The sequence below is a fragment of the Halomonas rhizosphaerae genome (assembly GCF_030012485.1).
Lineage (GTDB): Bacteria > Pseudomonadota > Gammaproteobacteria > Pseudomonadales > Halomonadaceae > Halomonas > Halomonas rhizosphaerae.
In genome coordinates this window covers 1-11,141 of record NZ_JASCQQ010000015.1, presented here as the reverse complement: position 1 = coordinate 11,141, position 11,141 = coordinate 1, and the positions used below count along the sequence as shown (strand labels likewise).

9 protein-coding genes are annotated in these 11,141 nt (G+C 68.5%); 8 read left to right on the top strand and 1 reads right to left on the bottom strand.

The genetic code is table 11. The features are described from left to right. Positions 1-22: 22 nt before the first annotated feature. A complete protein-coding gene (locus QLQ86_RS08280; protein ID WP_282734282.1) occupies positions 23-1,795 on the bottom strand; it encodes a methanol/ethanol family PQQ-dependent dehydrogenase in 1,773 nt (590 codons plus the stop codon). A 409-nt stretch (positions 1,796-2,204) separates the two neighbouring features. Here QLQ86_RS08280 and pqqA point away from each other — a divergent pair, with 409 nt between their 5' ends. The 8 genes from pqqA to QLQ86_RS08240 all read left to right on the top strand — a co-directional run. Then, positions 2,205-2,276 (top strand): pyrroloquinoline quinone precursor peptide PqqA, encoded by a 72-nt coding sequence (gene pqqA / locus QLQ86_RS08275; protein WP_081786101.1) that lies wholly within the window; start codon positions 2,205-2,207, stop codon positions 2,274-2,276. 86 nt (positions 2,277-2,362) lie between these two features. After that, positions 2,363-3,292, top strand: a complete 930-nt coding sequence (gene pqqB, locus QLQ86_RS08270) for a pyrroloquinoline quinone biosynthesis protein PqqB (RefSeq protein ID WP_282734283.1) — start codon at positions 2,363-2,365, stop codon at positions 3,290-3,292. Positions 3,293-3,398: 106 nt separating this feature from the next. Then, positions 3,399-4,178, top strand: a complete 780-nt coding sequence (gene pqqC, locus QLQ86_RS08265) for a pyrroloquinoline-quinone synthase PqqC (protein WP_282816541.1) — start codon at positions 3,399-3,401, stop codon at positions 4,176-4,178. Beyond that, positions 4,175-4,465 carry a pyrroloquinoline quinone biosynthesis peptide chaperone PqqD gene (gene pqqD, locus QLQ86_RS08260; RefSeq protein WP_282734285.1) on the top strand — a complete coding sequence of 97 codons (291 nt, stop codon included), beginning with the start codon at positions 4,175-4,177 and terminating at the stop codon, positions 4,463-4,465. Before pqqC ends, pqqD begins: the two co-directional genes overlap by 4 nt. After that, positions 4,458-5,609, top strand: coding sequence for a pyrroloquinoline quinone biosynthesis protein PqqE (pqqE, locus tag QLQ86_RS08255; protein ID WP_282816540.1), 1,152 nt, complete (start codon positions 4,458-4,460; stop codon positions 5,607-5,609). The genes pqqD and pqqE overlap by 8 nt, the downstream gene beginning before the upstream one ends. After that, positions 5,606-7,447 carry a S9 family peptidase gene (locus QLQ86_RS08250; RefSeq protein ID WP_282816539.1) on the top strand — a complete coding sequence of 614 codons (1,842 nt, stop codon included), beginning with the start codon at positions 5,606-5,608 and terminating at the stop codon, positions 7,445-7,447. Before pqqE ends, QLQ86_RS08250 begins: the two co-directional genes overlap by 4 nt. Further along, complete coding sequence (locus tag QLQ86_RS08245; protein WP_282816538.1) at positions 7,434-10,004, top strand: insulinase family protein; 2,571 nt, start codon at positions 7,434-7,436, stop codon at positions 10,002-10,004. Before QLQ86_RS08250 ends, QLQ86_RS08245 begins: the two co-directional genes overlap by 14 nt. 105 nt (positions 10,005-10,109) lie before the next feature. Then, positions 10,110-11,141 (top strand): S-(hydroxymethyl)glutathione dehydrogenase/class III alcohol dehydrogenase (locus QLQ86_RS08240; protein ID WP_282816537.1); only part of this gene is annotated, 1,032 nt, incomplete at its 3' end.

Here is an 11,141-nt window from a genome sequence, read left to right as displayed (position 1 = left end):
TCGACGGGACCCGAGCGAACGATCAGGCATCCGGTAGGGCAAATACGGTCAGGATCCCGCCCAACTCGGTATAGTCCTTGAGAGCGGAGAAGGCACTCACAGCCCCCAGCCCCTCTTCGGGATCCTCGAGACCCGCCGCGAGGCCGATACCGGCCCAGCCGCCGACCCCAGACAGGACGCCGATGTACTGCTTGCCTTCATGCTGGAAGGTGTTGACGTTGCCGATGATCCCGGACGGCGTCTTGAAGCGCCACAGCTCCTCGCCGGTTTCGATGTCCACCGCCTTGACATACCCCTCCAGGGTGCCGTAGAAGGCCAGGTCACCGGCCGTGGCCAGGGCACCGCTCCAGACGGCGAAACGCTCGTCGATCTCCCAGACGGTCTCACCGGCAACCGGATCCCAGGCGATGAAGCTACCCATGCGACCTTCCATGTCACCCTCCTGGGTCGGTGCGGGCATCATGGTCAGGGTCGCCCCTACATAGGGTTGGCCGGCGACATATTCGGTCTCGAAGGGCTCGTAGTTCATGCAGATGCGATTGATGCCGGCATAGAGCAGCCCGGTCTCGGGGGAGTAGGCACTCGGCTGCATGTTCTTGGCGCCCATGGCGGTGGGACAGATGTCGGTGGTGTTGACGTCGACCCCCTGCCGGAAGGTGCTGTACTCCTCATTGACGTTGGGCCGGCCGGTCTCCAGGTCATAGCTGTCCGCCCAGTTGGTTTCGGGGGCGAACTTCTCGGCGACCAGGAGTTCGCCGCTTTCGCGGTCCATCAGGAAACCGAAGCCGGTACGGTCGATGACCGCCAGCCCCTTGCGCTGCTCGCCCTCGAACTCGACGTCGATCAGCTGGTTCTCGTTGACGCCGTCATAGTCCCACTCGTCGAAGGGCACCTTCTGGTAGACCCACTTGGCTTCCCCGGTGTTGGGGTCGCGGGCGAAGATGGTAATCGCCCACTTGTTGTCGGCGGGCTCACCATCGACGGTGCGCTGCTCCGGGTTCCAGGTGCCGGGGTTGCCGGTCCCGTAATAGATCAGGTCGAGCTCCGGGTCATAGGTAACCCAGCCCCAGGGGGCACCGCCACCGCGTTCCCATTCACCTTCAGGCCAGGTGGAGACGCCCAGATCGGCCTCGCCGACCGGCTCGCCCAGCATGGTGGTGGTCTCGGGGTCGAGCAGCACCTCGTCATCGGGGCCATTGGAGTAGCCCCGCCACTCCATCTCGCCGGTTTCGACGTTGTAGGCAGTCAGGTGACCGCGGACGCCGAACTCGCCGCCGCTGTTGCCCACGATCACCTTGTCGTGCACCACCAGCGGTGACATGGTCATGGTCTCGCCCTGGGTGTGGTCGCCGTTCTCGGCCTCCCACAGCAGTTCCCCCGACTCGGCATCCAGGGCGATGACCGTATTGTCGCCCTGGTTGAGGAACAGCCTCCCGTCGGCATAGGCCAGCCCGCGGTTGACCGTGTCACAGCAATACACCGGGATGACCCGGGAGTCCTGGTCCGGCTCGTAGCTCCAGACGATGCGCCCCTCGTCCTCGAGGTCCAGGGCGAAGACCTTGTTGGGGAAGGGCGTATGAATGTAGAGGCGTCCATCGCCGACATACAGTGGCCCGCCCTCATGTCCGCGCAGCACGCCGGTGGAGAACTGCCACTGCGCACGAAGGTCCTGGACGTTGTCGCGATTGATCTGATCCAGTTGGCTGAAGCGATTGCCCTGATAGTTGCCCAGCTGAGTGGCCCAGAAGTCGGGGTTCTGCTGGAGGTCGAGTTGGTTCTGGTTGGCATGCGCCAAGGATGCGGCCAATAACCCGGCAGCCGTCATCACGAGACCTGGGTAGCGAAGCATGGCGTTGTCTCCGTTGCACTGAAAGGTGTGCCCTGGGTGGCGGCACATCTCGTTGTGGTTATGGTCCTGTTTCAGGCAGTGACACATGAAGGTCTAGCACATCTGTGGATGCCACTAGCCCTGGCCATGACGAATTCAGTACCCGCATGCGGTCAAAAGAGTGTTTCTCTGTGGCAACAATCATGCCATCTGCCCGGGTAAGCCCCACCAGGACGCGCCTCGCACGGCGCCGGTCGCCGGCAGCTCGCGGCCGGACGCCAGACATGCGACTTTCGTAGCAAGGTGGCGTCATTGTCCTGTGCTTTACTGAGGGATGAACGCCCAGCAACATCCACCCATCTCATGGAGGTGTCTCATGTGGACCAAACCCGCCTATACCGATCTGCGGCTAGGCTTCGAAGTGACGCTGTATATTTCCAATCGCTGAAGCCACGCTCGACGTGGCGTCACACCTTGGGCTGACGTCCCTAGCTAGGGACGTCAGCCCTTTCGTTTTGGGACAGGAAGATATCCATGCAGGTACTGGTGCTCGGTGCGGCGGCGGGAGGCGGCTTTCCACAATGGAACTGCAACTGCACGCTGTGCCACGGCGTTCGACAGGGCAGCATCGAGGCAACGCCGCGCACCCAGTCATCGATCGCCATCAGCAGCGACGGCGAGCAATGGCTACTGTGCAATGCCTCGCCGGACATCCGCAGCCAACTGGCCAGCAACCCCGAGTTGCATCCCAGGCGAGTGCCGAGGGACAGCGGCATCGCGGGGGTCTTGCTGGTGGACGGCCAGATCGATCATGCCACCGGGTTGCTGTCGCTGCGTGAGGGTTGCCCCCTGGACGTCTGGTGCACCCCCAATGTGCACCAGGACCTGAGCAGTGGCTTTCCGCTGTTCACCATGCTCGAGCACTGGCAGGGCGGCCTGGCCTGGCATCCCATCGCGGTCGACGGTGAGCACCTGGAGGCCACCTTCGAGGTGCCAGCGTGCCCCGGCCTGACCTTTACCGCCATCTCGCTGACCAGCAATGCACCGCCCTACTCCCCGCGTCGTGGCGCCCCGACCCCGGGCGACAATATCGGACTGCTGGTCGAGGATCGCCGCCGAGGCACTACCCTCTTCTATGCCCCCGGACTCGGCGAGCTCGACGACCGGGTACGCGGCTTCCTGCGCCGAGCCGACTGCGTGCTGGTCGACGGCACCCTGTGGCGTGACGACGAACTGCTGCGTGCCGGTGTCGGCCAGGCCACCGGCCGCGACATGGGCCACCTGGCACTGTCCGGCGAGCGGGGCCTGCTGGCCGAGCTCGCGGCCCTGCCGGCCACCACCCGTCGGGTGTTGATCCATATCAACAACACCAACCCGATCCTCGACGAGGGTTCGCAGGAACGTGCCACCCTGACCCGTCAGGGAGTCGAGGTCGCCTTCGACGGCTTGCGGCTGGAAGTGTGAACCCGGATGAACCAGCCGCGTCTCAACGTCAGGGACCGGAGTTCTGCTTCCTGCCATTCCTGACGCTGTCGTGATGCATCCGGCCACGACGACAGAGGAGCCACACATGACACGCATCGCCTCGCCGCTGGCGAGTTCGTCGGGAGAGGCCATGAGCCCCGAGGCCTTCCGGGAGGCCCTGATGGCCAAGGGGGCCTACTACCACATCCACCATCCCTATCAGGTGGACATGGCCGAGGGGCGTGCCACCCCCGATCAGCTGCGTGGCTGGGTCGCCAATCGCTTCTATTACCAGATCAACATTCCCCAGAAGGATGCTGCCCTGCTCGCCAACTGTCCCGACGCCGCCACGCGACGGCGCTGGATCCAGCGGCTTCTGGACCATGACGGACATGGCCGGGATGGCGGCGGCATCGAGGCCTGGCTGACCCTGGGCGAGGCGGTGGGGCTGAGCCGCGACGAGCTCTGGTCCCAGGAGCATGTGCTGCCCGGCGTGCGCTTCGCCGTGGACGCCTACGTCAACTTCGTGCGCCGTGCCGACTGGCGGGAGGCGGCGATCTCCTCGCTCACCGAGTTGTTCGCCCCGGCGGCCCACAAGAGCCGCCTGGATACCTGGCCGACCCACTACCCCTGGATCGACGCGGCCGGCTATGGCTACTTCCGCAAGCGCCTCAAGGAGGCGCGGCGCGATGTCGAACACGGCCTGGAGGTGGCGCTGGCGGTCTGCACCACCGCCGCCGCCCAGCAACGTGCCCTGGAGATCCTGCAGTTCAAGCTCGACGTGCTCTGGTCGATGCTCGACGCCATGACCCTGGCCTACCAGCTCGACCGGGCGCCCTACCATAGCATCACCGACCAACGCGTCTACCACCGGGGGCTGTCATGAACGACCTACCCATCGACGGTCGCAGCGTCTGCCGCCTGCGCCCCGGCTGGCGCCTGCAGTGGGAAGAGACCCAGCAGCGTCACGTGCTGCTCTATCCCGAGGGCATGGTGCAGCTCAACGACACCGCCGGCGCCATCCTCGCCCAGCTCGATGGGCAACGGGACGTGGACGCGGTGATCGCCACCCTGCAGGCGCGCTACCCCGAGGCCCCCGCCGCGGCCATCGCCGAGGACGTCCACGACTTCATGGTCGACGCCGCGCAACAAGGGTGGATCCATCATGACTGACCGCACCGACACCATAACTCTCGACGGCCAGACCGGCGCCCCGCTGTGGCTGCTCGCCGAGCTGACCTATCGCTGCCCACTGCAGTGCTCCTACTGCTCCAATCCGCTGGACTTCGCCGCGGTCGAGGAGGAACTCGATACCGCGGAGTGGATCGACACCCTGACCCAGGCCCGGGCCATGGGGGCCGTGCAACTGGGCTTCTCGGGTGGCGAGCCACTGGTTCGCCGGGACCTCGAGACCCTGGTGGCCGAGGCCCGTCGACTGGGGTTCTACAGCAACCTGATCACCTCCGGCCTGGGACTCGACGAGTCGCGCATCGCGGCGCTGCGCGAGGCGGGGCTCGACCATATCCAGATCAGCCTGCAGGCCTCCGACCCCGATGTCGCCGCGGCGGTGGCCGGCTCGCGCAAGGCCCACGGGAAGAAGCTGGCCATGGCGCGGGCCGTCAAGGCCGCCGGCTATCCCATGGTGCTCAACGTGGTACTGCACCGCCACAACATCGACCGACTCGACCAGATCATCGCCCTGTGCGACGAGCTCGGCGCCGATGCCGTGGAACTCGCCAACTGCCAGCTCTACGGCTGGGCTCACCTCAATCGCGCCGGGCTGCTGCCCAGTGCGGCCCAGCTCGAGGCCGCCGAGGCCACCACGGCACGCTGGCGGGAGCGCCTGGCCGAGCGTGGACGCGACATGCGGCTGCTGTTCGTGGTGCCCGACTACTACGCCGACCGCCCCAAGGCCTGCATGGGCGGCTGGGGGGCGATCTTCATGACCGTGGCGCCGGACGGCGCCGTGCTGCCCTGCCATAGTGCGCGCATGCTGCCGATGCGCTTCCCCACGGTGCGCGAGCGCCCGCTGCGCGAGATCTGGTACGAGAGCGAGGCCTTCAACCGCTATCGCGGCGACGCCTGGATGTCGGAGCCCTGCCGCAGCTGTGACGAGCGCCACCGGGATGTGGGCGGCTGTCGCTGTCAGGCCTACCTGCTCACCGGCGATCCCGCCGCCACCGACCCGGTGTGCGACCTCTCGCCGGACCACCACCTGGTCGAGGCCGCCCGCCGCGAGGCAGAGGGCGACACCCGCTCGGCCCGGGAGCTGACGCCACGCAACGTCCATGAATCGAGGGTGTTCTGCCGTACATGACGCTTCCTCCGGCCGGCGAGCCGCATGATGACCTGCTGCGCCGTGCGGTGCTGCCCGCCGATGGCCTGGCGGACCTGCATGCCGCCGCCCGAGGCGTACTCTGGCTGGCGGCCGACCCCGAGACGGGACGACGTCGGCTATGGCAGTGGCATGACCGGCTCGAGGATGGCCGGCCGCGACCCTTGAGCCCCGAGCACCTCGATATCGCCAGTCGTCTCAACGGCTATGGCGGCGGTGCCCTGGCCTGCCTGGGTGAGCACGCTATCTTCGTCGAGGCCGACAGCCAGACCCTCCATCGCCAGCCGTTGAGCGGCGGTGAGGCGCGGCCCTGGTGGGCACGCCACGGCAACCGTTATGGCGGGCTCACCCCCGACCCGCACCGCCGGCGGTTGCTCGCCGTGGAGGAAAGCGGTCATGGCCGCGACGCCAGCCAGCGCCTGGTCGCACTGGATGGAGAACACCGTCAGGTGCTGGATGCCGGCGCCGACTTCTATGGTGCACCGGCGCTCTCCCCTTGCGGCACCCGGCTCGCCTGGGTCGAATGGGATCTCGGGGTGATGCCCTGGCAGCGCTCGCGCCTGCGCCAGGCACGGCTGGACGCCCGGGGCAGGCTGCATGACCTGACCCACTGGGATGCCGGCGCCGCCATCACCCAGCCCCGCTTCACCGCGGCCAATGGGCTCATCGTGCTCAGCGACCACGGGGGCTGGTGGCAGCCGTATCGGGTGACCGGCCGTGCCGGCGCACTCGACGTCCGGCGCCTCGGCAAGCGCCAGGCCGACCACGCGTCCACTCCCTGGCAACTCGGCGAGTGCCAGCACCTGTGGCCCACCGGCGACCAAGGCGTGCTGATGGCCTTCGAGGAGGGGGCAGCCCGGATACGGGTCACCGATGGGCAGGGGCGTGAACACGCCCCTATCCTGCGCGACGCCAGTCGACTGGTAGGCCTGGCGCATGCCGATGGCTGGCTGTACGCCATTACCCAGGGGGCACGGCACGCGGCGCGCCTGTCGCGTGTGAACCTCACGACCCATGCCGAGGAAACGCTCTTCGCGCTGCCCACCCCCGAGCATCCCCCCCTGCCACGGACGCTGCAGGCCACCGTGGCCCACGGCGAACGCGTCTCGGCCTTCGTCTATGCCTCCGCCGCCTCGACACGGCCGCCGCCGCTGATCGTTCGCGTGCATGGCGGCCCCACCTCGGCCTCCTATCCGGTGTTCGATCCGCTGGTCCACTACTGGACGCAGCACGGCTTCGCCGTGGCCGACATCAACCCCCGCGGCAGCGGCAATGCCGGACGGGCCTACCGCGAGCGCCTGGCCGGCGAGTGGGGGCGCAGCGACGTCGAGGATGTGATCGCCCTGACGACGTCACTGGTCGCCCGTGGCCTGGCCGATCCCGATCGGCTGTTCGTGCGGGGCCAGAGTGCCGGTGGCTTCACCGTGCTCAACCTGCTTGCGACCTCCCCCCTCTTCCGGGCCGGCGCCAGCCTGTATGGCGTCACCGATGCCCCGCACCTGGCCACCCGCACCCACCGTTTCGAGTCCGGCTACCTCGACTGGCTGCTCGGGGATGCGCATACCCAGCGGGTCCGCAGCCCGATCCATCGGCTCGATACCTTCACCACGCCCGTCATCTTCTTCCAGGGCAACCGCGATAGCGTGGTGGTGCCGGAACAGACGCTGGCCATGGCCGAGGCACTTCGCCGTCGCGGGGTCCCGGCCCGCGTCATGCTGTTCGATGACGAGGGGCACGGCATTCGCCAGCCGCACAATCGCTGCCGAATGATTGCGGCCGAGCTGCAATTCTTCGTGGAGCAGGGCGATGGGCAAGGCTGAGTCCGACCTCGCTTCAGCCGGCCTGCCACCCGACAGCCGGGTGGCGTCACGGCGTCTCGCCAATGGCCTGTGGATCATGGCGGCACAGGTCCCCCGGGCTCGCCAGTCACGACTGGTCGGCGCGGCCGGCGTGGGGTACCTCGATGACCCGCCAGACTGCCGAGGCCTGGCTCACCTGCTGGAACACGGGCTCTTCCTGGGCAGTGGCCGCTGGCCCGGCCGGAGCGCGCTGGCCCGGTGGGTCGGCACCCTGGGGGGGCGCTACAATGCCCATACCGGGGAAGGGGTCACCGACGTCCACCTGCATCTTCCGGCAGATGCCGCCGAGGCCGGCCTGGCGCGACTGGTCGACCTGCTCGGATTCCCCCGCCTCGAACCTCGCCCCATCGCCGACGAAGTCGAGGTGCTCGAGGCCGAGTTCCGGGCCCGCCTGGACGACCCGGCGTTGCATCGTCTGGCCGCGCTGGGGCGGCTGTTCGACCCCGGCCATCCGGCCGCGGCCTGCCACGCCGGGAACCGGGACACCCTCGGCGGCGACCATCGGGAACTGGTTGCCCGCCTGCGTGACTTTCATGCCCGCCACTACCGGGCCGGCCGGATGGCCCTGGTGATGCTAGGCCCGCAGCCGACGGACGAGCAGCTTGGCCTGCTCGAACGCCATGGCCGCCGGCTCCCGGTGACGGCTGCCGATACGACCGACACGCCGCCCCCGGATCGCTGGCGCTGGGCCACGCCGCGCGGCGTGGCCTGGTACCCCCCCCGGAGTCAACCGAGCCTGCCCGCTGCCGGCACCCTGGAGCTGCTGTGGCCACTGCCCGGGACCACCGCCGATGCCTGCGCTCTCCCGCTGCAGGCGATTGCCTCCCAGCTGAACGACGGCGCCTTGACCGCCACCCTGCAGCGGGCCTATGGGGTCCAGGAGTTGGTGGTCTCCACGGCCCCCGAGGGCACCGGGCCGGCCCTGTGCCTGGCAATCGACCTCGTGGAACCGCCAGCGGATATCGCACCGCTGGTGGCCACCTGTCAGCGCGCCCTTCGGCAGGCATATCGGCGTACCGCCATCATCCCGCCACCGGCAAGGGCGGTCGACCTCGATGCCTGGCCACGGGAGCAGGCCCGACGACTGAGCCTTCGCCCCGATGCCAGCACTTCCACGCCCATGGCCCGGGACCGCAGCCCCCTGTCGGCCTGGCTCGCCCCGGATCAATGTCGGCTGCTGTGGCGAGAGGGCGCCGAACGGCCCACCGGAACCTGGCGGCAGACCGAAGAGACCGCTACCCCCTGGCGCCCCCTCGACCTGTCCTGTCCCTCTCCCGCCTTGGCCCTGCCCGAGGTACCGGCCCCCCTTCCTCCACGCGGGGACCTGATTGACCGGCCGGTCGGCCAGGAGGCCGACGACCGGCCGACAGCCGGGCTGCTCTACCGGGATGCCCGTCTCTCGCTGTGGTGGGATGGCCTGGACTGGCCGACCCGCGAGGGTGAGACCGGCTGGTGCCTGGGGTGGCCCGCCGCTGCAGCGGGGCATGACGCGCGTCTGCGTGACTGGCAGCGCCGGACCCTGGCCCTGCGCCAGGCGGCCGGCGCCAGCGGCCAGGCGCTCACCCTGGGCAGTGACGCCAGGGGGGACTGGCTGATGGCCCGCGGCAGCCCCGCCGGTCTCGCCTCGCTGGTGGATCAGGCCCTGGACGACTGGATGGCCTCGAGTGCCGTGACGGCGCCGACAGGTCCCGCCTCATCGCGCGGCCTGCTCGCCCAGCAGATGCTGGACCGCCTGGCAACACGCCCTTCGCCGTGCCCTCCCGGTGCCATGCCCTCCCTGCTCTGCTGGGCCCGGGGCGACATGAGTGCCCCGGAGGCGCAGGGCACGGCGCGCGGCTTCGCCGAGCGGTTGTCTCACGCATGGCGCGCATCCCCGCCTCCCGAGGTCCCGCAAGGCGATGGCCAGGACATGACCTGGCTGGCCCCGCAGGGAGACGACCGTGCATTGTTGCTGGAGGTCGAAGGGGTCGATGACGGCCCTCGCATGCGCTGGCTGCTGCAGCTGCTGGCGCACTGCCATGACGCCGCCTTCCATCGGGAGATGCGCCAGCGGCGCGGCCTCGGCTATGTCGCGGCGGTACGCTACAGGGAATCGTCGGGCTGGCCGAGACTGGGCTATGTCGTGCAGTCGCCCAAGGCCTCGGTCGAGACCCTGCGTCAGGCCATCCTCGCGTTTCTCGACGCCGAGGCCGTGAGGCTCGCCCGGCCGGATGCGCCACAACTGGAGCGGCTGCGTCGTGGCCTGCTTGCCCGGCAGGGACCGCCGGAGACCCATGACGAGGCCATCGAGCGGGCCTGGCAGGCATTGCGCCGCACATCGTCTGACAACGTCTCCCCCCCGGACTGGCACCTGGCCCCCTGGCAGCAAGAGCGCGCTGCCCTCGAGTCGCTCACCGCGGCCGACCTCGAAGGCCTGGCGTCGGCCCTGGCACGCGGCACCCTGCCGATGCGCTGGTGGGCCCACGCGCCCGTCTCGCCATGTCCCCCTTCCTCTCAGCGTTGCCCACCGGCAACGTAGTTATGCTGCTGCCGAACAATCGACTCGCCTAAGCTCACCTAGACTGACAGCAGAATAATTATCGTTAACGCGCGACCGCATATCGGCAATGAGGGGAGAGTCACCATGAAGTCACGTGCCGCCGTCGCCATGGAAGCCGGCAAGCCCCTGGAGCTGGTCGAGATCGACGTCGAGGGCCCCAAGGCCGGCGAGGTGCTGGTGAAGATCGCCGCCACCAGCGTCTGCCACACCGATGCCTTTACCCTCTCCGGTGCCGACCCGGAGGGCAACTTCCCGGCGGTGCTGGGCCACGAGGGGGCCGGCGTCGTCCAGGAGGTGGGCGAGGGCGTCACCAGCGTCAAGCCCGGCGATCACGTCATCCCGCTCTATACCGCCGAGTGCGGCCAGTGCAAGTTCTGCCTCTCGGGCAAGACCAACCTGTGCAGCGCGGTGCGCGCCACCCAGGGCAAGGGCGTGATGCCGGATGGCACCTCGCGCTTCTCGCTGGACGGCCAGATGCTGCACCACTACATGGGCACCTCCACCTTCAGCGAGTACACGGGGCTGCCCGAGGTCTCGCTGGCCGTGGTCTCCAAGGCGGCGCCGATGGACAAGATCTGCCTGCTGGGCTGCGGCGTGACCACCGGCATCGGCGCGGTGATGAACACCGCCAAGGTGGAGCCGGGCAGTACCGTCGCCGTCTTCGGCCTGGGCGCCATCGGCCTGGCGGTGATCCAGGGCGCGGTGATGGCCAAGGCCGCGCGGATCATCGCCATCGACGTCAACCCGGAGAAGTTCAAACTGGCCGAGCAGTTCGGCGCCACCGACTTCGTCAATCCCAAGGAGTACAGCGACCCCATCCAGCAGGTGATCGTCGACCTGACCGATGGCGGCGTCGACTACTCCTTCGAGTGCATCGGCAACGTCAACGTCATGCGCTCGGCGCTGGAGTGCTGCCACAAGGGCTGGGGCGAGTCGGTGATCATCGGCGTGGCCGGCGCCGGCGAGGAGATCAGCACGCGGCCGTTCCAACTGGTCACCGGGCGGGTCTGGAAGGGCTCCGCCTTCGGCGGGGTGAAGGGGCGGACCGAGCTGCCGGGCTACGTGGAGCGCTACATGAACGGCGAGATCAACATCGACGACTTCATCACCCACGAC

Bases quoted from the DNA above. Each gene is read 5' to 3' on its own strand.
- pqqB (WP_282734283.1), top strand. From the start codon at position 2,363: ATGCAGGTACTGGTGCTCGGTGCGGCGGCGGGAGGCGGCTTTCCACAA.
- pqqC (WP_282816541.1), top strand. From the start codon at position 3,399: ATGACACGCATCGCCTCGCCGCTGGCGAGTTCGTCGGGAGAGGCCATG.
- pqqD (WP_282734285.1), top strand. From the start codon at position 4,175: ATGAACGACCTACCCATCGACGGTCGCAGCGTCTGCCGCCTGCGCCCC.
- pqqE (WP_282816540.1), top strand. From the start codon at position 4,458: ATGACTGACCGCACCGACACCATAACTCTCGACGGCCAGACCGGCGCC.
- QLQ86_RS08250 (WP_282816539.1), top strand. From the start codon at position 5,606: ATGACGCTTCCTCCGGCCGGCGAGCCGCATGATGACCTGCTGCGCCGT.
- QLQ86_RS08245 (WP_282816538.1), top strand. From the start codon at position 7,434: ATGGGCAAGGCTGAGTCCGACCTCGCTTCAGCCGGCCTGCCACCCGAC.